This window comes from Sphingomonas corticis (assembly GCF_012035195.1).
GTDB lineage: Bacteria > Pseudomonadota > Alphaproteobacteria > Sphingomonadales > Sphingomonadaceae > Sphingomonas > Sphingomonas corticis.
Map to the genome: position 1 here is coordinate 156,922 of NZ_JAAVJH010000003.1, position 25,836 is coordinate 182,757.

The 25,836-nt window shown below is 72.0% G+C and carries 22 protein-coding genes; 9 read left to right on the top strand and 13 right to left on the bottom strand.

Features of this window, described 5'->3' with window-relative positions; genetic code table 11:
• Nucleotides 1-20: 20 nt before the first annotated feature.
• From HBH26_RS05830 to HBH26_RS05845, 4 genes are all read right to left on the bottom strand, one after another.
• The gene (locus HBH26_RS05830) at nucleotides 21-1,106 is read right to left on the bottom strand and encodes a glycoside hydrolase family 43 protein (protein WP_168133667.1); all 1,086 of its coding nucleotides are present in this window, start codon (nucleotides 1,104-1,106) and stop codon (nucleotides 21-23) included.
• 83 nt (nucleotides 1,107-1,189) lie between these two features.
• Nucleotides 1,190-2,401: a D-mannonate dehydratase ManD gene (gene manD / locus HBH26_RS05835; protein WP_168133668.1), complete on the bottom strand. Its 1,212-nt coding sequence runs from the start codon at nucleotides 2,399-2,401 to the stop codon at nucleotides 1,190-1,192.
• Nucleotides 2,402-2,409: 8 nt separating this feature from the next.
• On the bottom strand, nucleotides 2,410-4,746 hold the full coding sequence (locus HBH26_RS05840; RefSeq protein ID WP_168133922.1) for a glycoside hydrolase family 3 N-terminal domain-containing protein: 2,337 nt from the start codon (nucleotides 4,744-4,746) through the stop codon (nucleotides 2,410-2,412).
• Nucleotides 4,747-4,775: 29 nt separating this feature from the next.
• Nucleotides 4,776-7,085, bottom strand: a complete 2,310-nt coding sequence (locus HBH26_RS05845; protein ID WP_168133923.1) for a glycoside hydrolase family 3 N-terminal domain-containing protein — start codon at nucleotides 7,083-7,085, stop codon at nucleotides 4,776-4,778.
• 173 nt (nucleotides 7,086-7,258) lie between these two features.
• Here HBH26_RS05845 and HBH26_RS05850 point away from each other — a divergent pair, with 173 nt between their 5' ends.
• From HBH26_RS05850 to HBH26_RS05870, 5 genes are all read left to right on the top strand, one after another.
• On the top strand, nucleotides 7,259-9,373 hold the full coding sequence (locus tag HBH26_RS05850) for an alpha-glucuronidase family glycosyl hydrolase (RefSeq protein ID WP_168133669.1): 2,115 nt from the start codon (nucleotides 7,259-7,261) through the stop codon (nucleotides 9,371-9,373).
• 41 nt (nucleotides 9,374-9,414) lie between these two features.
• Entirely contained in the window at nucleotides 9,415-10,479 is a 1,065-nt protein-coding gene (locus tag HBH26_RS05855; RefSeq protein WP_338057260.1) for a LacI family DNA-binding transcriptional regulator, read from the top strand.
• An 83-nt stretch (nucleotides 10,480-10,562) separates the two neighbouring features.
• On the top strand, nucleotides 10,563-12,332 hold the full coding sequence (locus tag HBH26_RS05860) for an IlvD/Edd family dehydratase (protein ID WP_168133670.1): 1,770 nt from the start codon (nucleotides 10,563-10,565) through the stop codon (nucleotides 12,330-12,332).
• A gap of 11 nt (nucleotides 12,333-12,343) precedes the next feature.
• A complete protein-coding gene (locus tag HBH26_RS05865) occupies nucleotides 12,344-13,804 on the top strand; it encodes a sugar porter family MFS transporter (protein ID WP_168133671.1) in 1,461 nt (486 codons plus the stop codon).
• Entirely contained in the window at nucleotides 13,801-15,375 is a 1,575-nt protein-coding gene (locus HBH26_RS05870; RefSeq protein ID WP_168133672.1) for a DUF5597 domain-containing protein, read from the top strand. The genes HBH26_RS05865 and HBH26_RS05870 overlap by 4 nt, the downstream gene beginning before the upstream one ends.
• 136 nt (nucleotides 15,376-15,511) lie before the next feature.
• Here HBH26_RS05870 and HBH26_RS05875 read toward each other — a convergent pair whose 3' ends face one another.
• Genes HBH26_RS05875 through HBH26_RS05885 form a run of 4 tightly spaced genes read right to left on the bottom strand, consistent with a single transcriptional unit; the run spans nucleotide 15,512 to nucleotide 20,349 of the window.
• The gene (locus tag HBH26_RS05875) at nucleotides 15,512-16,402 is read right to left on the bottom strand and encodes an SMP-30/gluconolactonase/LRE family protein (RefSeq protein WP_168133673.1); all 891 of its coding nucleotides are present in this window, start codon (nucleotides 16,400-16,402) and stop codon (nucleotides 15,512-15,514) included.
• Nucleotides 16,386-17,168 carry a D-xylose 1-dehydrogenase gene (gene xylB / locus HBH26_RS20620; RefSeq protein ID WP_338057263.1) on the bottom strand — a complete coding sequence of 261 codons (783 nt, stop codon included), beginning with the start codon at nucleotides 17,166-17,168 and terminating at the stop codon, nucleotides 16,386-16,388. Before xylB ends, HBH26_RS05875 begins: the two co-directional genes overlap by 17 nt.
• Before the next feature lie 14 nt (nucleotides 17,169-17,182).
• Complete coding sequence (locus HBH26_RS20625) at nucleotides 17,183-18,301, bottom strand: fumarylacetoacetate hydrolase family protein (protein ID WP_338057264.1); 1,119 nt, start codon at nucleotides 18,299-18,301, stop codon at nucleotides 17,183-17,185.
• A complete protein-coding gene (locus HBH26_RS05885; protein WP_168133674.1) occupies nucleotides 18,298-20,349 on the bottom strand; it encodes a GDSL-type esterase/lipase family protein in 2,052 nt (683 codons plus the stop codon). The genes HBH26_RS20625 and HBH26_RS05885 overlap by 4 nt, the downstream gene beginning before the upstream one ends.
• A gap of 144 nt (nucleotides 20,350-20,493) precedes the next feature.
• Here HBH26_RS05885 and HBH26_RS05890 point away from each other — a divergent pair, with 144 nt between their 5' ends.
• The 3 genes from HBH26_RS05890 to gmk are packed head-to-tail and all read left to right on the top strand — an operon-like array spanning nucleotide 20,494 to nucleotide 22,409.
• Nucleotides 20,494-20,883, top strand: coding sequence for a VOC family protein (locus tag HBH26_RS05890; RefSeq protein WP_168133675.1), 390 nt, complete (start codon nucleotides 20,494-20,496; stop codon nucleotides 20,881-20,883).
• A complete protein-coding gene (gene fghA, locus HBH26_RS05895; protein WP_168133926.1) occupies nucleotides 20,883-21,713 on the top strand; it encodes an S-formylglutathione hydrolase in 831 nt (276 codons plus the stop codon). Before HBH26_RS05890 ends, fghA begins: the two co-directional genes overlap by 1 nt.
• Nucleotides 21,714-21,758: 45 nt before the next feature.
• Complete coding sequence (gene gmk, locus HBH26_RS05900) at nucleotides 21,759-22,409, top strand: guanylate kinase (protein ID WP_168133676.1); 651 nt, start codon at nucleotides 21,759-21,761, stop codon at nucleotides 22,407-22,409.
• Nucleotides 22,410-22,498: 89 nt separating this feature from the next.
• Here the strand turns inward: gmk and HBH26_RS05905 are convergent, their stop codons facing one another.
• The 3 genes from HBH26_RS05905 to HBH26_RS05915 are packed head-to-tail and all read right to left on the bottom strand — an operon-like array spanning nucleotide 22,499 to nucleotide 24,035.
• Entirely contained in the window at nucleotides 22,499-23,176 is a 678-nt protein-coding gene (locus HBH26_RS05905) for an ATP12 family protein (protein WP_168133677.1), read from the bottom strand.
• Complete coding sequence (locus HBH26_RS05910; protein WP_168133678.1) at nucleotides 23,173-23,382, bottom strand: hypothetical protein; 210 nt, start codon at nucleotides 23,380-23,382, stop codon at nucleotides 23,173-23,175. Before HBH26_RS05910 ends, HBH26_RS05905 begins: the two co-directional genes overlap by 4 nt.
• A complete protein-coding gene (locus HBH26_RS05915; RefSeq protein ID WP_168133679.1) occupies nucleotides 23,379-24,035 on the bottom strand; it encodes an HAD-IA family hydrolase in 657 nt (218 codons plus the stop codon). The genes HBH26_RS05910 and HBH26_RS05915 overlap by 4 nt, the downstream gene beginning before the upstream one ends.
• A gap of 151 nt (nucleotides 24,036-24,186) precedes the next feature.
• On the opposite strand from HBH26_RS05915, the gene HBH26_RS05920 reads away from it, so the two are divergent.
• Nucleotides 24,187-24,387, top strand: coding sequence for a hypothetical protein (locus tag HBH26_RS05920; protein ID WP_168133680.1), 201 nt, complete (start codon nucleotides 24,187-24,189; stop codon nucleotides 24,385-24,387).
• A 26-nt stretch (nucleotides 24,388-24,413) separates the two neighbouring features.
• Here HBH26_RS05920 and HBH26_RS05925 read toward each other — a convergent pair whose 3' ends face one another.
• Both HBH26_RS05925 and HBH26_RS05930 read right to left on the bottom strand, forming a co-directional pair.
• Complete coding sequence (locus tag HBH26_RS05925; RefSeq protein ID WP_168133681.1) at nucleotides 24,414-24,872, bottom strand: group I truncated hemoglobin; 459 nt, start codon at nucleotides 24,870-24,872, stop codon at nucleotides 24,414-24,416.
• A gap of 1 nt (nucleotide 24,873) precedes the next feature.
• Entirely contained in the window at nucleotides 24,874-25,758 is an 885-nt protein-coding gene (locus HBH26_RS05930) for a DUF3034 family protein (RefSeq protein WP_168133682.1), read from the bottom strand.
• Nucleotides 25,759-25,836 lie beyond the last annotated feature (78 nt).

Sequence of the window (25,836 nt, forward strand, 5' to 3'; positions counted from 1 at the left end):
GAGGCGGGGCGAGGGCGCCATCACTTGACCAGCGGATCGATCGTGCGGATCGTGCCGTCCGCGTTGTACGTCAGCTCCGTCATCTTCACGTTGCGCAGCCGCGTCTGTCCCGACAGCTGGCTGTCGGCGTAGAACAGCCACCACTTGCCCTGCCACTCGACGATCGAGTGGTGCGTGGTCCAGCCGACGACGGGTTCGAGGATGCGGCCCTGGTACGTGAAAGGGCCGTAGGGCGAGTTGCCGATGCCGTAGACCAGGTAATGCGTGTCGCCGGTCGACCAGCTGAGATAGTATTTGCCCTGGTACTTGTGCATCCACGCCGCCTCGAAGAAGCGGCGGTCGGTGTCGCCGCCCAGGATCGGCTTGCCCGCCTTGTCGACGATCTGCACGTCGCGCGGCGCGTGCGCGAACTGCTTCATGTCGGCGGACATCATCGCGATCTTGGGCGCCAGCGCGGGCTTGTCCGGCGCGTTCAGGTCGGTCTTCGAGCCGTTGGGATCGTAGGTTCCGCTCGTGTTGCGCTGCAGCTGGCCGCCCCAGATCCCGCCGAAGATCATGTAGCTCTTCGCGTCCGTGTCGGTGAACACCGCGGGATCGATCGAGAAGCTGCCCTTGATCGGCGCCTTTTCCGGCACGAAGGGGCCGACCGGCGAACGGGACGTGGCGACGCCGATGCGGAACGCGCCCTGGCGGTCCTTGGCGGGGAAATAGAGGTAATAGGTGCCGTTCTTGAACGCCGCGTCGGGCGCCCACGCCTGCTTCTCGGCCCAAGGCACGTCCTTCACGTCCAGCGCGACCGGGTGGATCGTCACCTTGCCGCCGGGCCGGTCCATGCTGAGCACGCGATAGTCGCGCATCTCGAAATGGCCGCCCAGATCGTCCTCCGGCGCGGGACCGTCGATGTCGTGGCTGGGATAGATGTACAGCTTGCCCGCGAAGACGTGGGCGGAGGGGTCCGCGGTGTAGATCTCCGTCACCAGCGGCTGCGACAGGTAGCGGCGGCCATCGGGTGCGCGCGGTTCCGGCGCGGTCGCGGGGGCGGTCTGCGCGGTGGAGGCGCCGGCGGTCAGCAGCATGAGGGTGGCCAAGGTCGCGCGAGCGCGCATCGTCTCTCTCCCGTGAGTCTGGCCGTCGACGGCCTATGGCGTTACCGATAGCGCTAACAACATGGATACGGCAAGAGCCCGCGTCACCAGTTGAACAGCGTGCCGTCCTCCAGCCGGTTCACCGGCAGATAGGCGCGCCTGTACTCGTATCCCGCGGCCAGCTCCTCGTCGATGTCGACACCCAGTCCCGGCGCGTCGCCGGGGTGCATCATGCCGTCTGCGAAGGAATAGCCGTGCGGGAACACCGCGTCGGTCTCCTCCGTGTGCGGCATATGCTCCTGCACGCCGAAATTGGGTACCGACAGGCCGAAGTGCAGCGCCGCCGCCATCGTCACCGGCGACAGGTCCGTGGCGCCGTGGCAGCCCGTGCGGACCTGGTACAGGTCGGCCAGCGCAGCGACGCGGCGCAGGTGGGTCAGGCCGCCGGCGTGGACGACCGTGGCGCGGATATAGTCGATCGACTGCGTCTCGATCAGCGTCTTGCAGTCCCAAATCGAGTTGAACACCTCGCCCACCGCGATCGGCGTCGTCGTGTGCCGGCGGATCAGCGCGAAGCCGTCCTGGTTCTCCGCCGGGGTCGGATCCTCGATCCAATAGGGGCGGTACGGCTCCAGGTCGCGGCCCAGCCGCCCGGCCTCGATCGGCGTCAGCCGGTGGTGGACGTCATGGAGCAGGTGGACGTCCCAGCCCAGCGCGTCGCGCGCGGCGGCGAACAGCTCGGGCACGACGCGCAGGTACTTCTCGGTCGACCACATGGCCTCCGTCGGCAGATTCGCGTCGGCGGGTTCGTAGCGCTGGCCCGGCTTCGCGACGCCGTAGGTGGAGGAAAGGCCGGGGACGCCGCATTGCAGCCGGATCGCCTTGTAGCCCTTGTCGCGCTCGGCCAACGCGACGGCGATCGTGTCCTCGATCGAGGTCCCGTTGGCATGGCAATAGACCATGCACCCCTCGCGCGCGGCGCCGCCCAGCAGCTGATAGACCGGCAGCCCCGCGATCTTGCCCTTGATATCCCACAGCGCCACGTCGACCGCGGCGATCGCGGTCATCGTCACCGGCCCGCGCCGCCAATAGGCGCCCTTGTACAGATACTGCCAGATATCCTCGATCCGGTGCGCGTCGCGCCCGATCAGGCAGGGAACGACGTGATCGGCCAAATAGCTCGCCACCGCCAGCTCGCGTCCGTTCAGCGTCGCGTCGCCGACGCCGGTGGTGCCGTCGTCGCACTCGATCTTCAGCGTCACGAAATTGCGCCCCGGAGAGGTGACGATGACGCGGGCGGCGACGATCTTGGGCATGGGGGTCCTCAGGCGATCTCGAGCGTGACGGTCTGCAGGTCGACCGAATTCGGTCCGACCATAATGTCGAACAGGCCGGGTTCGACCACTTCCTCCATGTCCGCGTTCCACAGGGCGAAGGTGTCGCTGGCGAGCGTGAAGCTCACCTCCTTCGCCTCGCCGGGGGCGAGGGTGACGCGCTGGAAGCCCTTCAGCTCCTTCACCGGCCGGGTGATGCTCGCCTCGCGGTCGCGCAGGTACAGCTGCACCACCTCGTCGCCTGCGCGCGCGCCGGTGTTGCGCACGACCGTCGTCACGGTCACCTCGCCCGCGATGCCGATGCGCGGCGCCGACAGGCGCGGCGGATCGATCGCGAACGTGGTGTAGCTGAGGCCGTGGCCGAACGGGAACAGCGGCGTCGGGTCGCCGATCACGTAGCCGCGCCCGGCGGAGGGCTTGCGGTTGTACGTCAGCGGCACCTGGCCCGCGTCGCGCAGCACGGTGACGGGCAGCTTGGCGCCGGGGTTCACCGCGCCGAACAGCGCGCGCGCCATCGCGGTGCCGCCCTCCTGCCCGGGGTACCAGCATTCCAGCACCGCATTGGCCCTGGCCATCACCGCCGGCCAGGACGGCGGGCGGCCGTTGATGGCGCAGACTACTATGGGTTTGCCCAGCGTGTGCAGCGCGTCGAACAATTCCCGTTGCTCGCCGACCAGGTCCAGGCTGGTGCGGTCGCCCAGGTGGTTCTTCGCGAAGCCCTCGCGGCTGGTCTGCTCGGTATCGCCGATCGCCAGCAGGATCACGTCGCAGCGCTTCGCCGCTTCCACCGCCTCCGCGATCAGCGCGCGGTTCTTCGCCGGGTCGGCCAGCAGCACCTCGTCCACCGAGCGGTCCTCGCTCCGCGTGATGAACACGCCCTGCGCGTGGACCACCTCCGCCTTGCCGGCGAGATGCGCGCGCACGCCGTCCAGCAGCGACACGGCGTGGCGCGGCGCCCCCGAATAGCCGCCGAGCCGCGCGATGGCGGCGTTGGGGCCGATCACCGCCACGCGCCGGTGCGCGCCGGGCGCCAGCGGCAGCGTGCCGTCGTTGGTCAGCAGGCACAGCGACTTCTCCGCCGCCGCCAGCGCGAGCGCGCGGGCCTCGTCGTTGCCGGTCAGCCGCGCGGCGGCGCGTGCGTCATAGGGCCTGTCCTCGAACAGTCCGGCGCGGAACTTCAGCGCCAGCATCCGCGCGCAGGCCGCGTCGACGGCCGCGCGCGACACCGTGCCCGCGCGCACCTGATCGGCCAGGGTGCGATAGGAGATGCCGTCGGGCAGCTCGCTGTCGACGCCGGCGTGCAGCGCCTGCCGCGCGCAATCGGGCAGGTCGGCGGCGACGTGGTGGATCTTCTGCAACTCGTCCACCGCGCCATAGTCGCTGACGATCGCGCCGCCGAAGCCCCACTCGCCGCGCAGCACGTCGGTGAGGAGCCAGCGGTTGGCGTGGCTCGGCAGGCCGTCGATCTCGTTGTACGAGGGCATGACGGCGGCGATCCCGGTGCGCGTCACCACCGCCCGGAACGGCGGGAAGAAGAATTCGCGCAGCTCGCGCTCGCCCAGCGGCGCCTGGCCGATGTTGTTGCCCGCCAGCGGCTGGCCGTGGCCGGTCATGTGCTTCAGCGTGGCGAAGACGTGGCCGGGGGGCAGGGTGGTGCCGGTGCCGCCCTGCAACCCCGTGACCGACGCGACGCCCATCTCGCCGCACAGGTACGTGTCCTCGCCGAACGTCTCCTCGATCCGGCCCCAGCGCGGATCGCGCGCGATATCCACCACGGGCGACAGCGCCAACACGCTGCCGTGCGCGCGCACCTCTCGCGCGGTCACTTCCTGCATCCGCCGCATCAGCTCGCGGTCGAACGCACCCGCCATGCCGATCGCCTGCGGGAACATGGTGGCGTCGGGCGCCATGTAGCCGTGCAGCGATTCCTCGTGGAACAGGATCGGGATGCCCAGTCGCGTCTCCTCGCGCGCCCATTTCTGCGCGGCATTGACGAAGGCGATGGTGGACGCCGCCCCGCGCCAGCGCGCGCCCGTGCCCCCCGCGACCACCGCCGCCTGCGGCCCGCCGCGCCGGTCGGACGGGCGGGTAATCTGTCCGATCCCCTGCGGGTAGGCGGCGCTCGCCTTGGCCGGCGCGAAGTCCAGCCCGTCCATGACGTCGGCCTTGGTCGCCCACAGCGCGGTCATCTGCGCGACCTTCTCCTCCAGCGTCATGCGGCCGATGAGGTCGGCGACGCGCAGGTCCACCGGCGCGCGCGAGTCCTGGTACACGGGCGCCGTCGCCGCGGCGGCGCGAAGCGGGAGGAGGCTCGCCGCGCCCGCCATCAGGAAGCGGCGGCGGTTCACCCCGGCCCTCACTTCGTCACCGTCAGCGTGGCGGACTTCAGTTCGACCGAGTTCGCGCCGGCCATGATCGTGAACGTGCCGGGTTCCACCACGCGCTTCATGTCGCGGCTCCACAATTGCAGGGCATCGGGCCCGATGTCGAAGGTGACGGTGCGCCGCTCGCCGGGCGCCAGCGTCACGCGGCGAAAACCCTTCAGCTCCTTCACCGGGCGCGTCACCGACGACACGTCGTCGCGGATGTAGAGCTGCACCACCTCGTCGCCTGCGCGCGCGCCGGTGTTCGCGACGTCGACGGACACGGTGACGTGCCCCGCCGGGCCGATCGACGCCGCCGACAGCCGCGGCGCGCCCACGTCGAAGCGGGTGTAGCTGAGGCCGTGGCCGAACGGGAACAAGGGCGCCGTGGTATCGAACAGATAGCCGCGATGCGCCGATGGCTTCACGTTGTAGAAGATCGGCAGCTGGCCCGCGTTGCGCGGGATCGTGACGGGCAGCTTGCCGCCGGGGTTCACGTCGCCGAACAGCACGTCGGCCATGGCGTTGCCACCCTGCTCGCCCAGATACCAGCCCTCGACCAGCGCATCCGCCTGCTCGGCGATGGCGACGGTGGAGGCGGGGCGGCCGTTGATGAGGACCACGGCGATCGGCTTGCCCAACGCCTTCAGCGCGTCGAACAATTCCTGCTGCTCGCCGACCAGGTCCAGGCTGGGGCGATCGCCCAGGTGCTTGGGATCCCAGCCCTCGCGACTGGTCTGCTCGGTATCGCCGATCGCCAGCACGATGCGGTCCGCGCCCCTGGCCGTTTCCACCGCTGCGGCGATGCGGCGGCGGTTGGCGGCTGGGTCGGCCAGCGTCACCTTGTCCTCCCACCAGTCGTCGCCCTCGGTGATCCTCACCCCCTCGGCATGGACGATCCGTGCGCGCTTGCCGACCTTCGCGCGGATGCCGTCGAGGATCGAGACGGTGACGGGCGGCTGGCCGTAATAGCCGCCCAGCCGGGCGACCGCGGCGTTGGGGCCGATTACCGCGATCGTGCCCTCCGCCTTCAGCGGCAGCATTCCCTTGTTCGTCAGCAGCGTGATCGACCGCGCCGCGGCGGTGCGCGCCAGCGCGCGCGCGGCGGGCGTGTTGGTCACGCGTTCGGCCGCCGCGGGATCGGCATAGGGCCGCTCGAACAGCCCGGCGCGCATCTTCAGCGTCAGCATGTGCCGCGCCGCGCGATCCACCGCCGCCTCGCGCACGCGGCCCTCGCGCACCGCCTTCACCAAGGTGGCATAGGCGGTGCCCTCGGGCAGGTCGGCATCCACCCCCGCGTCGATCGCGCGCGCCGCCGCCTCGTCCAGCGTGCGCGCGACGTGGTGGATGCTCTGCAACTGGTCGATCGCGTAATAGTCGCTGACCACGGCGCCGCGATACGCCCACTCGCCGCGCAGCACGTCGCCCAGCAGCCAGCGGTTGACGTGGCTCGGCACCCCGTCGACTTCGTTGTAGCTCGCCATCACCGCCGCGATGCCGGTGCGCGTCACCACCTGCTCGAACGGCGGCAGGAAGAACTCGCGCAGCTCGCGCTCGGCCAGCGGGGCGGGGGCGATGTTCTGCCCGGCCTCGGGCTGGCCGTGCCCGGTCAGGTGCTTCAGCGTGGCGAAGACGCGGCCCTCGCCCAGCCGGGCGGTCGGCCCGCGTCCCTGCAATCCCTCGACCGCGGCGACGCCCATCTCGCCTACCAGATAGGGATCCTCGCCGAACGTCTCCTCGATCCGGCCCCAGCGCGGGTCGCGCGCGATGTCGACGACCGGGGTCAGCGACAGCTGCACGCCGCGCGCCCGCGTCTCGCGCGCCGTCACCTCGTTGACGGCGCGGACCAGGTCGGGATCCCAGCTGGAGGCGAGCGCGATCGCCTGCGGGAAGCTGGTCGCCCCCTTCGCGGCCAGGCCGTGCAGCCCCTCCTCGTGGAACAGGATCGGGATGCCCAGCCGCGTGCGCTCCACCGCCCAGCGTTGCAGGCGGTTGACGTATTCCGCGGTCGCGCGTGGCCCCCGCCCGGGGTTGGTACGCGGGCTGCCCGCGCCCCCCGCGTCGGACGGGCGCGCCACCTGGCCCAGCCCGTTCGGATAGGCGGCGCTCAGCGCGGCGGGGGAGGGTGCGGCGCCCAGCGCCTTGCGCGCCTCCCAGATCGTCGTGATCTGCGCGACCTTCTCCTCCAGCGTCATGCGACGCAGCAGGTCCTCCACGCGCGCTTCCACCGGCGCGGCGGCATCCTTGTAGAGCGGGGCCGCCTCGCGCGCCGCGGTCGTCCTGGGCGCGGCGGTCGCGGCCATGGCGACGCCGCCCGCCAGTGCGCCGGCCAGCAGCCATGCCGTGCGTCGAGCCATCCCGCGTCCATCCTCTCGCGATCCGCGCGCCTTCGCGGGCGCTTGTTGTCGATAGCGCTACCATGCTAACCCTGCGGTCGGCTTGTCAAGCTGATAGACCGGCCCACGGAGGAGAGGACATGAGGACGCCCGCGATCTGGCTCGCCATCCTGTCGGCGCTCGGCCTCGCCGCGCCGGCCGCGGCGGAAGACGGCTACGACCTGTGGCTGCGGCACCGCCCGCTGGCCGACGCGCCCGCGCTGGCGGTCGAGGCGGCGGAGGCGGACGCCACCGTCCGGCTCGCGGCGCGGGAACTGGAACGCGCGGCGGCGGGGTGGCGCGGCGGCGCGGCGCCCGCGGTCTCCGCCCGCGCGCTGCTGATCGGCACCACCGCCTCGCCCGCCATCGCCGCGCTGCGCCTGCCGCTGGCGAAGCTGGGCGAGGACGGCTTCGTCATCCGCTCGGCGAGCGTCGGCGGGCGCGCCACCATGGTGATCGCCGCCAATCGCCCCGTCGGCGTCCTCTACGGCGCCTTCGCGCTGATCCGGCGGGTGGAGCAGGGCGAGGCGATCGACCGCATCGCGGTGCAGGATCGCCCGCGCGTGGCGCTCAGGATGCTGAACCATTGGGACAATCTCGATCGCCACGTCGAGCGCGGCTATGCCGGCCAGTCGATCTTCGACTGGTGGCGGCTGCCCGACCGGGTGGACCCGCGGCTGACCGACTATGCCCGCGCCAACGCCTCGATCGGCATCAACGCCGCCGTCCTCAACAACGTGAATGCCAAGGCGGACAGCCTCACCGCGCCCTATCTGGCCAAGGCGGCGGCGGTCGCCGACGTGCTGCGGCCGTGGGGCATCCGCACGTTCCTGTCCGCGCGCTTCTCCGCGCCGATCGAATTGGGCGGGCTGAAGACCGCCGACCCGCGCGATCCTGCGGTGGCGGCGTGGTGGCGCGCGAAGGCTGACGAGGTGTGGCGCGCCATTCCGGATTTCGGCGGCTTCCTGGTGAAGGCGAACAGCGAGGGGCAGCCCGGGCCGCGCGACTATGGGGCGAGCCACGCCGACGGCGCCAACATGCTCGCCGCCGCGGTCCGCCCGCACGGCGGCACCGTCGTCTGGCGCGCGTTCGTCTACGCCGACACCGATCCCGCGGACCGCGCCAAGCAGGCGTGGACCGAGTTCCGGCCGCTCGACGGCAAGTTCGCCGACAACGTGCTGGTGCAGGTGAAGAACGGCCCGCTCGATTTCCAGCCGCGCGAACCCTTCCACCCGCTGTTCGGCGCCATGCCGAAGACGCCGCTGGTGGCGGAATTTCAGATCACCAAGGAATATCTCGGCTTCTCCACCCATCTCGCCTATCTCGGCACGATGTGGTCGGAGGTGCTGTCCGCCGACACCTTCGCGAAGGGCAAGGGCTCGACCGTCGCGAAGGTGGTCGACGGGTCGCTGGAGGGGCACCGGCTGACCGGCATCGCCGGGGTCGCCAACATCGGCACCGACCGCGACTGGTCCGGCTCGATTTTCGACCAGGCGAACTGGTATGCGTTCGGCCGGCTGGCGTGGGATCCCGCCGCGGATCCCGCGGCCCTCGCGCGCGAGTGGGCGGCGCAGACCTTCTCGCCCGCGGTCGCGGCGCCCGTGGCGGCGATGATGATGCCCTCGCGACAGGCGGTGGTCGATTATATGACGCCGCTCGGCCTCGCGCACCTGATGGGCACCGGCCATCACTACGGCCCGGCGCCGTGGGTCGCCGATCTCGCCCGGCCCGAATGGAACCCGGTCTACTACCATCGCGCCGACGCCAGGGGGATCGGCTTCGACCGGACGCGCACGGGCAGCGACGCGGTGGCGCAATATGCCCGCCCGCTGGCGCGCCGCTTCGCCGATCCGAGGACGGTGGGCGAGGATTACCTGCTGTGGTTCCACCACTTGCCGTGGGATTACCGGATGCCGGAAGGCGGCACCTTGTGGCAGGCGCTGGTGCGCCGCTACGATCGCGGCGTCGCCGCCGTCGGCACGATGCGCGCGCAGTGGCAGGCGCTCCGGCCGGACATCGACGCCGAGCGCTTCCGCGTCGTGTCGGACGACCTCGCCGTGCAGGAGCGCGAGGCGCGCTGGTGGCGCGACGCCTCCGTCGCCTATTGGACCAGCATCAACGGCCTGCCGCTGCCCGCCGGCGCGGCGGCGCCCGCGGACACGCTGGATCATTACAAGTCGCTGTCCTTCCCCTACGCGCCGGGGCAGGGGAAATAGGGTGATTGCGTCGGAGCAACGATCGTGAGAACCAACGCGCCGTGAGCCGCCGTCCCTCCCGCCGCCAGACCAACCTGCCCACCATCGCCGACGTGGCGCGCGCCGCGGGTGTGTCGGCGATGACGGTCAGCCGCGTCATCAACGGCGAGAACAACGTCCGCCCGGCGACGCGCGACGCGGTGAACGCCGCGATCGCCGCGCTGGACTATTCGCCCAATCCCGCCGCGCGCAGCCTGGCGGGGGCAGGGCAGCTGCGCATCGCGCTGCTCTATTCCAACCCCAGTGCCGGCTTCCTGGGCGAGTTCCTGGTCGGCACGCTGGAGCAGGCGGCGCGCGCCGACGTGCAGCTGATCTTCGAAAAATGCGAGATCGGCGACCACGAGCTGGAGGTGACGCGTGACCTGATCGCGCGCGGCGTGGACGGCGTCGTCCTGCCCCCGCCGCTGAACGAGAGCGCGGCGGTGCTGGACCTGCTGTCCGAAGCGAAGGTGCCCACCGTGCTGGTCGCCAGCGGGCAGCCGCCGGAGCATCTGATCGCGGTCAGCATCGACAATCGCGAGGCGGCGTTCACGATGACGCAGCACATCCTGGCGCTCGGCCACCGCCGCATCGGCTTCATCGAGGGCGACGCGAACCAGGCCGCGAGCGCCGCCCGGCTGGAGGGGTATCGCGCCGCGCTGGCGACGCAGGGCATCGCCTTCGATCCGGCGCTGGTGGCGCGCGGGCTGTTCACCTATCGCTCCGGCCTCGACGCGGCGGAGGAACTGCTCGACCGCGCCGACCCGCCCACCGCCATCTTCGCCAGCAACGACGACATGGCCGCCGCCACCGTAGCGGTGGCGCATCGCCGCGGGCTCGACGTGCCGAGCGACATCACCGTCTGCGGCTTCGACGACACGCTGCTCGCCACCGCGATCTGGCCGGAGCTGACGACGATCCACCAGCCGATCGCCGACATGTCGCGCGCCGCCATCGCGATGCTGGTCGCCGCGATCCGCCGCAAGGAGCCGGCGAAGGGCGTCGACCACCGCCTGCTGGACTTCACGCTGATCCGTCGCCAGTCCGACGCCGCCCCGCGCCGCCGCCCGCGCACCGTGGCGTCTTGACTTTGTCCCCGCGCGGGGCATGGTAGCGATATCAATGTGACCGGCGACGACCAACAGGGACGGGCCGGTCGGGAGAGGGTCGCTTGGATCGTTCGCCGCACCGCCGTTTCCGCTCGCGCGACTGGTTCGACGATCCGTCGCGGTCGGACATGACCGCGCTCTACCTCGAACGCTTCATGAACTACGGCCTGACGCCGGCGGAGCTGCGCTCGGGCCGGCCGATCATCGGCATCGCGCAGACCGGCAACGACCTGTCGCCCTGCAACCGCATCCACGTCGAGCTGGCGCGTCGCGTGCGCGACGGCATCCGCGACGCCGGCGGGGTGGCGATGGAGTTCCCGGTCCACCCGATCTTCGAGAATTGCCGCCGCCCCACCGCGGCGCTCGACCGCAACCTCGCCTATCTCGGGCTCGTCGAGACGCTGTACGGCTACCCGATCGACGCCGTGGTGCTGACCACCGGCTGCGACAAGACGACGCCGTCCGGCATCATGGCCGCCTCCACCGTCGACATCCCCGCCATCGTCCTGTCCGGCGGCCCGATGCTGGACGGCTGGCACGAGGGCGAGCTGGTCGGTTCGGGCACCGTCATCTGGCGGAGCCGGCGCAAGCTCGCCGCGGGCGAGATCGACGAGGAGGAATTCCTCCAGCGCGCCTGCGACAGCGCGCCCAGCGCGGGCCATTGCAACACCATGGGCACGGCCAGCACGATGAACGCGGTGGCGGAGGCGCTGGGCCTCTCGCTTACGGGCTGCGCCGCCATTCCGGCGCCGTACCGCGAACGCGGGCAGATCGCGTACGAAACCGGGCGCCGCATCGTCGAGATGGCGTACGAGGACCTGCGCCCGTCGCGGGTGCTGACGCGCGACAGCTTCCTGAACGCCATCCGCGTCGTCACCGCGATCGGCGGCTCCTCCAACGCGCAGCCGCACATCCACGCCATGGCGCGCCACGCCGGGGTCGACCTCGCGCCCGGCGACTGGATGGAGCACGGCTACCGCCTGCCGCTGCTGGTCGACGTGCAGCCCGCCGGCCGCTTCCTGGGCGAGCGCTTCCACCGTGCCGGCGGCGTGCCCGCGGTCATGGCGGAGCTGCTGGCGGCGGGGAAGCTGGCGGGCGAATGCCTGACGGTGACGGGCCGCACGCTGGCGCAGAACCTGGCCGGCCGCGTCGCCTCCGATCGCGAGGTGATCCGTGCGTGGGACGATCCGCTGAAGGAGGACGCGGGCTTCCTGGTTCTTTCCGGCAACCTCTTCGATACCGCGATCATGAAGACCAGCGTCATCTCCGACGCCTTCCGCGCGCAATTCCTCTCCGACGGCGACGCGTTTGAGGCGCGCGCGATCGTGTTCGACGGGTCGGACGACTACCACCACCGCATCAACGACCCCGCGCTCGACATCGACGAACGGTGCATCCTCGTCATCCGCGGCGCCGGGCCGATCGGCTGGCCGGGCTCGGCGGAGGTCGTCAACATGCAGCCGCCCGACCATCTGATCCGCCGCGGCATCATGGCGCTGCCGACGCTCGGCGACGGGCGCCAGTCGGGCACGTCGGACAGCCCGTCGATCCTGAACGCCAGTCCGGAGAGCGCGGCCGGTGGCGGGCTGGCGTGGCTGCGCACCGGCGACACGATCCGCATCGATCTTCGCGCCGGCACCTGCGACGCGCTGGTGGCGGCGGACGAGATCGCGCGCCGCCGCGGCGAGGCACCGCCGCCGGTGCCGCAGAGCCACACGCCGTGGGAAGAGCTGTACCGCGAGAAGACGGGACAGCTGGCCGACGGCGCGATACTGGAGTTCGCGGAGAAATATCGCGGCATCGCGGCGCGGACGCCGCGGCACAATCATTGAGGGAGGGGTTCGTGGCAGGATTCGGTTCGGATACGGGGGCGCCGCCCAGCGCGGTTCCCGAAGGGGCGGCCAACGTCGGCTTCATTGCCGCCATCGTGGCCGTGGCGACGATCGGCGGGCTGCTGTTCGGTTACGACAGCGGCGCGGTGAACGGAACGCAGCCGGGGCTGAAGGCGGCGTTCGCGCTGGACGAGGCGGGGCTGGGCTTCACCGTCGGCTCGCTGCTGATCGGTTGCTTCATCGGCGCCTTCTTCGCCGGCACGCTGGCCGACAGGGCCGGGCGGCGCAACGTCATGCGGCTGGCCGCGGTGCTGTTCCTGGGCGGTGCGCTGGTGCAGGGGCTGACCGCCGACCACACGGTCTTCGTCATCGCGCGCATCGTCGGCGGCATGGCCGTGGGCGCCGCGTCGGTGCTGTCGCCCGCCTATATCTCCGAGGTCGCGCCGGCCAACATCCGCGGACGGATGACGACGGTGCAGCAGATCATGGTCATCACCGGGCTGACCGCGGCATTCGTGGTCAACTATTTCCTCCAGCAGGCGGCGGGCAACGATTCCACCGCCGAGCTGTGGGGCACCGGCTATGCCGCCTGGCGATGGATGTACCTGATGCAGGCGGTGCCCGCCGCGGTGTTCCTGGTGGCGCTGTTCTTCATCCCGGAGAGCCCGCGCTTCCTGGTCGCCAAGGGCCGGCACGACGAGGCGGGCGGGGTGCTCACCCGGCTGTTCGGCGAGGCCGTGGCGCGCGCCAAGCTGGAGGAGATCCGCGGCAGCTTCTCCGCTGACCACCGCCCGCGGCTTTCGGACGTGCTGACCCCGCCGGGCGGCACCGGTTTCCTCGGCATCCGCGCGGTGGTGTGGGCCGGGTTGCTGCTCGCCGTGTTCCAGCAGCTCGTCGGCATCAACGTCATCTTCTACTACGGCGCGACGCTGTGGCAGCTCGCCGGCTTCACCGAAGGCGACGCGCTGCTCATCAACATCGTGTCGGGCGCGGTGTCGATCGCGGCGTGCTTCGTCACCATCGCCGTCATCGACAAGATCGGGCGCAAGCCGCTGCTGCTGATCGGGTCGGCGGGCATGGCGGTCACGCTGTTCGTGATGGTCTACGCCTTCAGCCACGGCACGCTCGATCCGACCGGCAAGCTGGTCCTGTCGCAGCAGCTGGGCGTGATCGCGGTGGTCGCGGCCAACCTCTACGTCATCTTCTTCAACGTCAGCTGGGGCCCGGTGATGTGGGTGATGCTGGGCGAGATGTTCCCCAACCAGATCCGCGGCTCCGCGCTTGCCGTCTGCGGCTTCGCGCAGTGGTTCGCCAACTACCTGATCGCACAGAGCTTCCCGGTGATGGCCGCCGGGCTGGGCCTGGCCGCCAGCTACACCTTCTACGGCGTATGCGCCGCGATCAGCTTCGTTCTCGTCCGCCGCTTCATCCACGAGACGAAGGGCAAGGAACTGGAGGAGATGGCGGGATGATCCGGCGCCTGTTCGCGGCGGCGGCGCTGCTTTCCACCGTCACCGCCGCGCAGGCGCAAGGATCGGCGGCGCCGGCGCCGCTGCCCCGGCTGGTCGACGCGCACGGCGCCCGCCAGCTGGAGGTGGACGGCCGGCCGTTCCTGATGCTGGGCGGCGAGCTGGCCAATTCCAGCGCGTCCGACCGCGGCTACATGGCGGCGCGCTGGCCCGCGCTGGCCGCGATGAACGTCAACACCGTGCTGATGCCGGTCAGCTGGGAGCTGATCGAGCCGGCGGAGGGCCGCTTCGACTTCGCCATGGTCGACGGCCTGCTGGCGGACGCGCGCGCGGCCAAGCTGCGCGTGGTGATCCTGTGGTTCGGCAGCTGGAAGAATTCCATGTCCAGCTACGCCCCCGCCTGGGTGAAGCGCGACGAGCGCCGCTTCCCGCGCGCGCGCACCGCCGACGGCACGCCGCTGGAGATCCTCTCCCCCTTCGTGCCCGCCAATGCGACGGCGGACGCGCGCGCCTTCGCCGCGCTGATGCGGCACCTGAAGCAGGCGGATCCGCAGCGCACCGTGCTGATGGTGCAGGTGGAGAACGAGATCGGGATGATCCCGGAGGCGCGCGACCGCTCCGCCGCCGCCGACCGCGCCTTCGCCGCCCCGCTGCCCGCCGCGCTGGGCAGGCGCGGCAGCTGGACGCAGGCCTATGGCACGGGCGCCGACGAGGCGTTCATGGCGTGGCATTTCGCGCGCTATACCGACGTCGTCGCGCAGGCGGGGCGGCGGGAATACGGCATCCCGCTCTACGTCAACGCCGCGCTGCCGCGGCCAACCGCGGTGCCGGGCAAGGGCTATCCCGCCGCCGGCCCGCTGCCGCATCTGGCGGAGCTGTGGACCAAGGGCGCGCCGACGATCGACTTTCTCGCGCCCGACATCTATTACCCGAATTTCGTCGAGTGGACGCGGCGGTACGCGGCGCTGCCGCGCAACCCGCTGTTCATTCCGGAGGCGGGCCAGTCCGGCGCCGCCGATGCCACCGGCAACGCACTGTTCGCGATCGGCGCGCTCGACGCGATGGGGTTCAGCCCCTTCTCGATCGACACGATCCCGGCGGAGGGCGGCGCGCGGCTCGCCTCGCTCTACCGCCTGCTGGACGGGCTGTCGCCGCTGATCCTGGCGCGGCAGGGCACCGACCGGCTGTGGGGCGCCCGCGCGCCGATCGCCTTCGACGGCACGGCGGATCTTGCCGACCAGACGACCGTCATGGCGGGCTATCGCCTGTCGCTGCGCTTCACCGATCCGTGGACGCCCAAGGAGAAGCAGCAGCCCGCCGAGCACGGCGCGATCGTGCTGGCGACGGGGGAGGGCGAGTATCTGATCGCGGGCCGCGGCGTCACCGTCACCTTCGCGCCCGCGGACGGCAGGGGGGTCGCCGGGATCGAGGCGGCCGACGAGGGCCGGATGGAGGCGGGCCGCTTCCTTGCCGAGCGCCGCATGAACGGCGACCAGACCCACCAGGGCCGCCACGTCCGCCTCCCGCCGGAGGAATTCACGGTGCAGCGGGTGAAGCTGTACCGCTATCGGTGACGGGCAGCGAACGTCGCGCATCGCCTTTGACTGCGCTCAGGCCGAACCGAGGTGGGATCGCCCGCCCCCGATACCCCCCGTTCGTGCTGAGCGAAGTCGAAGCGCAGCCACCGGCACCCCTAGCCTTCGACTGCGGTCAGGCCGGACCGAACCCTGCCAGCGTCGCCATCGACACGCGCGGCAACGGCATCCCCGCCACCCCGGCGTCGAACGCGAACAGGTCGCCCGCGTGCGGCTGTGCCGCCAGTGCCGCCGCCGACAGCCCCTTGCGCGCAGTCGTGGCATAGGCGGTGCGCAGGCCCGCGCCGCCGAACGCGATCTTGGTGACATTGGCCGCCGGCAGCGGCACCGTCGCCAGCAGCGTGCCGTCGGGTGCGTAGCGGCGCACCTCGCCGCCCGCGAACAGCCCGATCCACAGGCACCCCTCCGCGTCCAGCGTCGGCCCGTCCGGATAGCCGTCGCGCGGGTCGATCCGCGCCAGCACGCGGGTGCCCGTGACCGCGCCGCCCGCGTCCATGTCGCTCGCGAGCACCAGTCCGGCGAGCGTGTCGTGGTGGTAGAGCGTGCGCCCGTCGGCGCTGACCGCGGGGCCGTTGGTGATGCACACGCCGTCGATCACCCGCGCGATGCCCCCCGCGTCGGCGCGGTAGATCGCGCCGCTCGGCGCGTCCTCCGCATCGTCCATCGTGCCGAACCAAAGCCGCCCCGCCGCATCGACGGTGGCGTCGTTCAGGCGGTTGCCCGGCCGGTCGGCCTCCACCGCGGCCAGCAGCGCGAAGCCGCCCGTCGCCGGATCGAAGCGATGCAATCCGCCCTTCACCCCGGCAACGATCGACCCGTCCTCCGCCGGCAGCACCCAGCCGACCTGGTCCGGCGCGCGCCAGCGGTTCAGGGTGGCGGACGCCGGATCGAAGCGCAGCACCGCCGGCGCCTTGATGTCGACGAACCACAGGGCGTCGTCGAACCAGGCCGGCCCTTCGCCCAGCGTGGCCGCGACGCGCGCGACGGCTTCAGCGCCAGCCGGCATCGACGAAATAATTGTGGCCGGTACAGAAGCGCGCGTCGTCGCTGGCCAGGAACAGCGCCATGGCGGCGATGTCCGCGGGCTGGATGCGCCCGTCCATGCATTGCGCGGCGACGATCTCCGCCTCGCCCTCGGGCGTGTACCATTTCTCCTGCCGCGGCGTCTGCACGTTGCCCGGTACGATCGTGTTCACGCGGATCCCCTGCCGGCCCAGGTCGCGCGCCAGGCTGCGCGTCAGCCCCTCGATCGCGGCCTTGGCGGTCTGGTAGAGGATCAGGTCGGGCAGCGCGAGGTGCCAGCTGATCGACCCGAAGTTCAGGATCGCGCCGCCGCCCGCGCGCGCCATCGCCGGCACCACCGCCTGCGCCGCGAAGAACTGGTGCCGCAGGTTCACGTTCATGCGCTCGTCCCAATAGGCCGGCGTCACGTCGGCGACGGCGTGGCGGTCGTCGTTGGCGGCGTTGTTCACCAGCACGTCCACGCCGCCCAGCGCCTCCTCCAGCGCGCCGAACGTGTCCTTCAGCGCGTCGATATCGGTCAGGTCCAGCGGGCGGAAGATCGGCGCCGGGGCGTCACTGCCGGAAAGCCGCGCCGCCAGCGCCTCGCCCGCGTCCTGCTGGATATCGACGAAGGCGACGCGCGACCCTTGCGCGACGAACGCCTCGACCAGCCCGGCGCCGATGCCCGATCCGCCCCCGGTCACGATCACCTTCTTGCCCGCCAGGCTGGGATAATGCGCGCGTGCGCCGCCCGTCGTCGTTTGCAACACGTCCGAGTTCCCCTTCACAGCAGGCCGCGCCGGGCCAGGTTGCGCATCAGCCCGGCGATCCCAAGCGTCCACGCCGGCGCCGCCTTGGACGTCGTCACGCGGTTCACCAGCCGGCCCAGCCGCGGTTCGGCGATCGTCACCACGTCCCCCTCGGCATGGGTGAAGCCGCGCCCGGGCTCGTCGCGGTCCTGCTTGGGCGCGAACAACGTGCCGCAGAACAGGACGAAGCCGTCGGGATAATGATGCTCGCTCAGCGCCTGGCGCGCGAGTTCCGCGGGATCGCGGCTGATCTCGCGCATCGAGCTGGTGCCGTCCAGCCGATAGCCGTCCGCGCCGTCGATGGTCAGCGTCACTTCGGCCGCGCGCACGTCGTCCAGCGAGTAGCCGCCGTCGAACAGGCGGATCAGCGGGCCGAGCGAGCAGGAGGCGTTGTTGTCCTTCGCCTTGCCCAGCAACAGCGCCGACCGCCCCTCGAAATCGCGCAGGTTCACGTCGTTGCCCAGCGTCGCGCCGACGATCGCGCCGTCCGCGGCCACGACCAGCACCACCTCCGGCTCGGGATTGTTCCACGACGAATCGCTGCGCACGCCCACCATCGCGCCGTAGCCGACCGAGGAGAGCACCGGCGCCTTGGTGAAGATCTCCGCGTCCGGCCCGATCGCGACCTCGAGATATTGCGACCAGAGGCCGTCCTCGATCAGCGCCGCCTTCAGCGCCGCCGCCTCCTCCGACCCCGGCGTGACGGAGCGCAGGCCCCCGCCGATCCGCTGCTCCAGCCGCGCACGCACGCCCGCGGCGGCGGTGGCGTCGCCGCGCGCCGCCTCCTCGATCACGCGCTCCAGGGTGGAGACGGCGAAGGTGACGCCCGCCGCCTTCACGCATTGCAGGTCGATCGGCGCCAGCCACTCGCCGTCCAGCGCCGCGGCGTCGCCGATCGCCTCGCCTGCGTCGGCGTCGAACGCGCGGGCGGCGACCAGCTCGGACACGGTCGGCGCCACGCGGGACATGTCGTGCGCGACGCCGCCCGCCACCAGCACGGGCGTCGGCCCCTGGCCGCGGTCGATGCGGCCGAGCCACAGCCCCTCGCGCCAGTCGGCGGACAGGTCGGTCGCGGGATCGAAGGATGAGGTCACTGGCACAGCTTTCCGAAATCGATGGAAGGAAGCGCGGCGGCGGGCGGGACCACGCCCGCCTCCGCCGCGGAACGCGCGAGGTCCGGCGAGGGCCCCGGCATCGCCGGATCGTTGGCGGCGGCGTAGACCGGATCGGCCTGCGCCGCGTCGAGCGCGACGAAGCGGAAGCCCATCGCGCGGTACAGCGCCAGCGTGCGCGGCAGCATCCGCGCGTCGAACGCGCCGACGTGCATCAGCAGCACCAGCGGCACCTCGCGCCCGTACAGCGCCCGCATCCGCGCGCGCGCGGACTCGGCGTCCAGCCGCACCGCGGCCAGCCAGTGCCGCTCCAGCGCGGCGACCCCGGCGGCGTCGCGCTTCGCCATGCAGCGGGCATAGGGATCGTTGTAACTGTAGTCGGCGAAACTCGCCGTCACCGCCGCGATGCGATAGCCGCGCTCCGCCAGCACCGCCCGCGCCGCGTCGCGCCTCGCCGCCGTCGCGCCCTCGGAGAGATAGGGATAGCGGAACCAGCGCGCGCTGCTGCCGACCGCGGCCTCGTTGCGGACCAGCTGGTCGCGAAAGCCGCCGCCGTTCAGTTCGTCCACGCCGCGATGCTCGTAGCCGTGGTTGCCGATCGGAAAGGCCGCGCGCCACGCCGCGGTGGCCGCTGCCGCGTCGGCGTCGCCCACCTGGCGCGCGCCGTTGATGAAGCCGTGCGCGGGTGCCCCCGCCGCCTTCAGCGCGGCGACCAGGTCGCGCATCACCCCCGCGCGGGTGGCGCCGGGCGGCAGCGCGCCGTGGACCGGGATGTCGTCGAAGGTCAGCGCGATCGACGGCCCCGGTTCCGCCCGCGCCGGCAGCGGTCCGGCGATCAGCGCCAGCGGCACCGCGCGCGCCATCGCGGCGAAGCCCGCGGCGGAGGGGTGGAGGTGGTCGCCCGAATCATACGCCGGCGCCAGCCGGTCGGGCCGCGCCGGATCGCGCAGCGCGGCGTCGAAATCGATCACCGCGTCGAACGTGCCCGACTGGCGGATGAAGGCGTTCACCGCCTGCCGGTCCGCCTCGTTCGCGGCATCGGCGTGATAATAATCGTTGCCGACGAACGGCATCACCGTGCCGCCGATGATGCGGATGCCGTGCGCGCGCGCGCGGCGCGCGATCTCGACGTAGCCGGCGGTGATGCGGCGGACGAGCGCGGCGTGCTCCGCCGGGGTCGCAGGCTTCTCGCGCGTCAGCGTGCCCAGGTCGTTGATCCCCTCCAGCACGATCGCGACCTTCGTCCCGCTGCGCGCCACCACGTCGCGGTCGAAGCGCGCGAGGAGGTTGGGGCCGAGCCCGTCCAGCGTCACCCGGTTGCCACCGATCCCGGCGTTCACGACACCCCAGCCGGCGAGCGCGGTGGAGCCGCGCAGCCGCGCGGCGAGCACGTCGGTCCAGCGCGTGTTGGTGTCGGGCGCCACGCCGTAGCCGTCCGTGATCGAGTCGCCGATCGCGACGATCGTGCCGGCGGCGGACGTGCGGGCCGATGCCGGGGCGGACACCTCCACGTCGGCGATGGCGAACCAGCGCGGCACGCTCGTCCCCCCCGTCGGCGTGGCGGCGTCCACCTGGTCGCCCGGCGCCACGATCGTCGTCGCGCGCGCGCCGGGATGGCCGGTGCGCAGGTCGCCGGGGCGGGGCAGGTGGAGGGAGATGGTCAGATCGCCGCCGCGCGGAATCGACACCGCCGCCTCGTCCGAATAGACCTCGGCGCCGGGCGGGATGTCGGTCGACGGCCGTCCCGCGAAGGTGAGCGGCACGTCGGCGGCCCGCGCCTTGGCGAGCGTCAGCGGCGCGCGCCCGAACGCATTGGAGAAGCGCACCCGCACCCGCTCGCCGCCTGCGGCGACACGCACCGTCTGTCGCACGGTGACGCCGCGGTCGCCGCCCAACGCGGGCAGCGCGTCCTTGTCCTCCAGCGACAGCTGCGACGTGCCCCAGGTCGCGATCCAGCGCGGGCTGCGCTCCGCCGCGTGCGCCGGCAGCGCCAACGCCGCCGCGATCCCGATCGCTTGCCCGAGCCGCATGTATCCCCTCCGTTTGGATAGCGCTACCATGCGGCAAATCCGCTCCTCGGGCAAGTCGTTCGTCGGCTCCGGCCGGCGAGGGCCTTGCCGCCCGCCACGCTCTGCCGCACAGGAGGCGAACAACAGAATGATGGGGAGAGGACGATGTACAGTCACATGATGGTCGGCTCGAACGACCTGCAGCGGTCGAAGTCCTTCTACGACGCGCTGTTCGGCGCGATGGGCGGACGCCCGGCGATCCAGGACGAGAAGGGCCGCCTGATCTACATGCACAACGGCGGGCTGTTCCTGGTGACGGCCCCGATCGACGGCCAGCCCGCGACCCACGCCAACGGCGGCACGATCGGCTTCGCCGTGGACGGGCCGGAGCAGGCCGATGCCTGGCACAAGGCCGGGGTTGAGGCCGGCGGCACCGCGATCGAGGACGCGCCCGGCGTGCGCTCCGCCTCGTTCGGCGACCTGTACCTGGCCTATCTGCGCGATCCGGACGGGAACAAATTGTGCGCCATGCACCGGATGCCGGCCGCGGCGTGATGGAGACCGTCTCCCTCTCCCGCGCGCATGGCGGCGCGCAGGGCGTCTATCGCCACGACAGCCGCGTCACGGGCACCCCGATGACCTTCTCGGTGTTCGTGCCCGCGCATGAGGAGGGGGAGCGGCTGCCGGTGCTGTGGTTCCTGTCGGGCCTCACCTGCACCCACGCCAACGTGACCGACAAGGGCGAGTATCGCGCCGCCTGCGCGCGGGAGAAGGTGATCCTCGTCGCGCCCGACACCAGCCCGCGGGGCGAGGGCGTCGCCGATGCCGACGCGTGGGACATGGGGCAGGGCGCCGGCTTCTACGTCGACGCGACGCAGGCGCCCTGGGCGCCGCACTTCGCGATGTGGTCTTATGTCACGCAGGAGCTGCCCGCGCTGGTCGCGGAGCATTTCCCCGTCGACATGGAACGGCAGGGGATCACCGGCCACTCGATGGGCGGGCACGGCGCGCTGACGGTCGCGCTGCGCCATCCTGGCCGATACCGCAGCGTCTCCGCCTTCGCGCCGATCGTCGCGCCGACGCAGGTGCCCTGGGGCAAGGCGCTCGACGCCTATCTCGGCGACGATCGCACCGCGCAGCGCCGCCACGACGCAGTGGCGCTGATCGGCGACGGCGCGCGGCTGCCCGACCTGCTGGTCGACCAGGGCGACGCAGACCCGTTCCTCGCCGAACAATTGCGCCCCGCGCTGCTGGAGGCGGCGTGCCGCGACGCGGGCATCGCGCTGACGCTGCGGATGCAGCCGGGCTACGACCACGGCTACACCTTCGTCTCCACCTTCATGGCCGATCACCTGGCCTGGCACGCGGCACGGCTGCGCGGGTAGCACGCAGAGGTTGACGCGGCGCGGGGTCGCGGGCCATCAGCCCGCATGGACGCCGCCATCCCGCCCGACCCGCACAGCTTCCGGCGCCGCGGAGTGCTGTTCGTCCTCTCCTCGCCGTCGGGCGCGGGCAAGTCGACGATCGCGCGGCTGCTGCTCGCCGCCGAGCCGGAGCTGTCGCTCTCCATCTCCGCCACCACCCGCGCGATCCGCCGCGGCGAGGAGGACGGGCGCGACTATCACTTCGTCACGCTCGACCGCTTCCGCGAGATGGCGAAGGCGGAGGAGTTCCTCGAATGGGCGCACGTCTTCGACCAGCGCTACGGCACGCCGCGCGCGCCGGTGGAGGCGATGCTGGCGGCGGGCAAGGACGTGTTGTTCGACATCGACTGGCAGGGCGCGCAGCAGCTGCACCAGATCGCCGGCGGCGACGTCGTGCGCGTCTTCATCCTGCCGCCGTCGATGGAGGAGCTGCGCCGCCGGCTGGAAGGCCGCGCCACCGACGCGCAGGAGATCATCGACCGCCGCATGGCCCGCGCCGACGCGGAGATCAGCCACTGGGACGGCTACGACTACGTCCTCGTCAACGACGACGTCGACGCATGCTTCGCCCACGTCCGCACCATCCTGGCGGCGGAGCGGCTGAAGCGCTCGCGGCAGACCGGCCTGATCGGCTTCATCCGCAAGCTGCGCCGCTAATAGCCTCCCCCGCACGGGGAGGGGGACCATGCGCAGCATGGCGGAGGGGGAGCGCCACGAAGCGCAGCCCTCCGCCAGCGGGGACGACGTCAGCCGCCCAGCAAGCGCAGGAACGTGACCGCCGCGTCATAGTCGCGCCGCTTGGCCTCCATCGCCTCGGTCGCCAGCGCGTCCTCGCCCCATTGCTCGGCCTGCCAGTCCTCGTCGACGTGCGCGGCGCGCCACAGCGTGTCGGCGTCGGCCGCGCCCTCCGCCAGCGCCAGCGCGCCCACCAGCGTGCCCGTCAGCGTCACCAGCTTCGACAGCGCCACCAGTGCGAAGGCGTCGCGGCTCGCCACCGCCTCGGCCAGCCGCGCCACGGTGGCGGCGGGCTGGGCGTGGTGCATGACGCCTGCCACCGGCTCGAAATGCACGTCGTAGCGCTTGCGTGCCCAGTCGAGCAGCGGGTCCCATGCCGCCGCCTGCCGCGCGACGAGGTCGGCGGGCGCGTCGGCGCGATAGTAGAGGAGGTCGCTCTCGCCGTAGCGCGCCGTGTCCGCCGCCGTGCCCGCGCCGACCCGGTCGATCGCGGCGTTGGCCAGGCCCGTCAGCGGCATGGCGCGCGGGTCCAGCGTGTCGCCGACGCCGCGCCACTCCGCCGCCACCGCCTCGGCCAGCGCGGCGGTGGGCAGCGCCAGCGGGGTCCGGCCGGGGGTGCGCACGGGGCGATCGTCCAGCCGCACGACCCCATCGGCGTCGATGCCCACGTCCTTCCAGAACCGCTTCACTCCGGCGTCCTCCACCGCCGTGCCAGCGCGCGCGGCACGGTCGCGATCATGAACAGCGCGGCGGCGACGATGGCGACGCCCAGCGCCTTCGTCGGCCAGTCGTGCGCGCGGCCCAGCAGAACGACGCCCAGGATCGCGCCGAACGTGCCCGCCAGCCGGGTGGCGACGATCGCCAGCCAGCGCGGCCGCGCCGGATCGCCGCTCACGCCAGGCACGCCGCGATCTGCGCGCCCGTCCGGGCGATCGCCTGCGCGCCCGCCGCGCGCAGCGTCGCCTCGTCGTGATAGCCCCAGGTGACGCCGACCGCGCGCACGCCCGCGGCGCGCGCCATCGCCATGTCGTAGCTGGTGTCGCCGATCATCGCGGTCATATGGGGCAGCGCGCCCGCTTGCGCCATGGCCGCCTCCAGCATCGCCGGGTGCGGCTTGGACGGGTGCCGGTCCGCGGTCTGCAGGGTGACGAACCGGTCGGAAAGGCCGTGGTGCGCCAGCAGGTGCGCCAGCCCGCGGTCCGACTTGCCGGTGGCGATGCCCAGCAGCCAGCCGTCCGCCGCCAGCGCGTCCAGCGTCGCGGCCAGCCCGTCGTACAGCGGCTCCGCGTCCAGCTCGCCCGCCGTCCTCATGCGGAAGAACGCGGCCTTGTAGTCCGCCGCCAGCGCGCGGTGCAGCGCCGCGTCCGCCTCGGGCGAGAGCGCCGCAACCGCCTCCACCAGGCTGAGGCCGACGATGCCGCGGATCGCCTCGCGCGGCGGAACGGGCAGCCCGCCCGCGGCATAGGCGGCCTCCATCGCGCGGCAGATGTTGGCCTGCCCGTCGGAAAGGGTGCCGTCGCAGTCGAACACGGCCAGTCGGATCGTCATCGCCCCGTCCGTAATCGGCGGGCCGTGGGACGCAAGCGGCGAGGGGCGCGTTAACGGATTTGTAGGCCGCCGCCGATATGGTTAACGGGAGAGGCGATCGCCGGGGGGCGATGGCGCCAAAGGGTTTCTTTCAGGAGCGGGCGGGGTTTTTATGCTGGGTGCGGTGGTCTTCACCTACGGAATGCTGATGAGCTTCGTGCTGTCCGGCGCGTCGCGCAACGCGAGGGCGCAGCGGCCCAATCCGCCGATGCTGCAATATGTCGGCTACGTCCTGCTCGGCACCACCGCGGCGGCGTCGGCGATCCTGCTGGGCTACGCCGCCTGGGGCCTCGCCACCGACCAGGTGCTCTGACGGTTTCCGGCGGACGGTGCGGCGCCTCAGCGCTGCACCACGTCCCGCCGCATCGGCGCCAGCTTGGCGAGGAAGCGGTTCTGCGCGTGGAAGGGCACGCCCTCCGCACGCATGGACGCCTGCAGGTTCTCGATCAGCGCGCCCATATCGGCCTGCTGCACGCCCATGTCCTTGTGCGCGTCGCGCATCGTGCGGCCGGTGTAGTCGCATCCCCCGCCCAGCACGTGGCAGAAATGCTCGCGCAGCACGCGGCGCAGGCGGACCAGGTCGTGCCCCTTGAAGATGTCGGCGATGCGCGGGTCCTTCTGCACCCGGTCGACCATCCCGTCGACGACGCGGCCGACTCCCTCCCTGCCGTGGAAGGCGCGCCACAGCGCCGGGTCGCGGATCGGCGTGGTGCCGGCGTTGGCGTTCGACACCGGATAGGGATCGACCGGCTCCTCCGCCGGAACGGCCTGCAACAGCAGCGCGAGCGCCAGGATCATCTCAGAAGGCTCCTTGGATCGAGAGAAAGGCGCCGCGCTGGTCGCGCACGGTCGCGATGTCGCCCAGGTCGACATAGGCCGCGGTGACGGACAGGTGGCGCGTGACGGCCAGCGCGGCGAAGGCGTCCCACGCATCCTGCTCGCGCGCGAAGCCCAGATTGTCCGGTTTGGACCGGTATTCGGCGCCGACGACCAGCCGCCGGCTCAGCATGTACGCGGCCGACCCCTCCGCCTGCACGCCGTGCCCGGCGCGCCGGTCGCCGCCGAAGCCGAGCAGGCCGAACTGGTTCGCCTTCGTCCACCGCAGCGTCCCGTCCAGCAGCAGGCTGCGCGCCAGCAGCAGCTTGGTCGCGGCGACGTAGACGTCGGTGCCGCGGCTCGCGCGCGCGCCGACCGCGCGGACGGTCGCGCCGCGATCGTTGATGCGGTGCTGCACGCCGATCGCGATCTGCGGAAGCCACCGGTCCTGGTCGAACACCGCGTCTCCCGCCACGCGCAGCTTCGCGCCGATCACGTGCTGGCGGAAGGTGAAGCCGCGCCCCAGCCCCAGCGCCGCGCCCGCCGCGCGCGTGTCGAAACTCTGCCGCGCGTAGGACAGCTCCACCCGGTCGTTGACGCCGATCGCGGCGCCGGCGGTCTCCAGGTCGAAGTCGGGCAGCGCCACGAGAGTCGCATGGCCCGCGCCGCCGATGCCGTCCCGCGTCTCGTTGCCGGCGACCACGGCCCAGGTGGCGAGCCCGCCGCCCGCGCTCCCCTCCACCGTGCTGACGCCGTTGGTCAGCAGCAGCTTGCCGCCCGACCGGCGGTTCCTCGCCTCGGCGGGCGGGGCGGTGGCGGGCAGGACAAGGGCCGCCGTCATGGCGGAAAGCAGCAGGGGCCGGATCATCGCCGCGCTGTGGCACCGGATTGGCAAATTTGCCGTTAACGATGAAGCCTTTACCGCTCGGAAACCCGGCGCGGCCTA

Excerpts from the sequence above, each read along its gene's own strand:
- HBH26_RS05830 (WP_168133667.1), bottom strand. The coding sequence starts at position 1,106 with ATGCGCGCTCGCGCGACCTTGGCCACCCTCATGCTGCTGACCGCCGGC.
- manD (WP_168133668.1), bottom strand. The coding sequence starts at position 2,401 with ATGCCCAAGATCGTCGCCGCCCGCGTCATCGTCACCTCTCCGGGGCGC.
- HBH26_RS05840 (WP_168133922.1), bottom strand. The coding sequence starts at position 4,746 with ATGGCGGGCGCGGCGAGCCTCCTCCCGCTTCGCGCCGCCGCGGCGACG.
- HBH26_RS05845 (WP_168133923.1), bottom strand. The coding sequence starts at position 7,085 with ATGGCCGCGACCGCCGCGCCCAGGACGACCGCGGCGCGCGAGGCGGCC.
- HBH26_RS05850 (WP_168133669.1), top strand. The coding sequence starts at position 7,259 with ATGAGGACGCCCGCGATCTGGCTCGCCATCCTGTCGGCGCTCGGCCTC.
- HBH26_RS05870 (WP_168133672.1), top strand. The coding sequence starts at position 13,801 with ATGATCCGGCGCCTGTTCGCGGCGGCGGCGCTGCTTTCCACCGTCACC.
- HBH26_RS05875 (WP_168133673.1), bottom strand. The coding sequence starts at position 16,402 with ATGCCGGCTGGCGCTGAAGCCGTCGCGCGCGTCGCGGCCACGCTGGGC.
- HBH26_RS05885 (WP_168133674.1), bottom strand. The coding sequence starts at position 20,349 with ATGCGGCTCGGGCAAGCGATCGGGATCGCGGCGGCGTTGGCGCTGCCG.
- HBH26_RS05890 (WP_168133675.1), top strand. The coding sequence starts at position 20,494 with ATGTACAGTCACATGATGGTCGGCTCGAACGACCTGCAGCGGTCGAAG.
- fghA (WP_168133926.1), top strand. The coding sequence starts at position 20,883 with ATGGAGACCGTCTCCCTCTCCCGCGCGCATGGCGGCGCGCAGGGCGTC.
- gmk (WP_168133676.1), top strand. The coding sequence starts at position 21,759 with ATGGACGCCGCCATCCCGCCCGACCCGCACAGCTTCCGGCGCCGCGGA.
- HBH26_RS05915 (WP_168133679.1), bottom strand. The coding sequence starts at position 24,035 with ATGACGATCCGACTGGCCGTGTTCGACTGCGACGGCACCCTTTCCGAC.
- HBH26_RS05920 (WP_168133680.1), top strand. The coding sequence starts at position 24,187 with ATGCTGGGTGCGGTGGTCTTCACCTACGGAATGCTGATGAGCTTCGTG.
- HBH26_RS05925 (WP_168133681.1), bottom strand. The coding sequence starts at position 24,872 with ATGATCCTGGCGCTCGCGCTGCTGTTGCAGGCCGTTCCGGCGGAGGAG.
- HBH26_RS05930 (WP_168133682.1), bottom strand. The coding sequence starts at position 25,758 with ATGATCCGGCCCCTGCTGCTTTCCGCCATGACGGCGGCCCTTGTCCTG.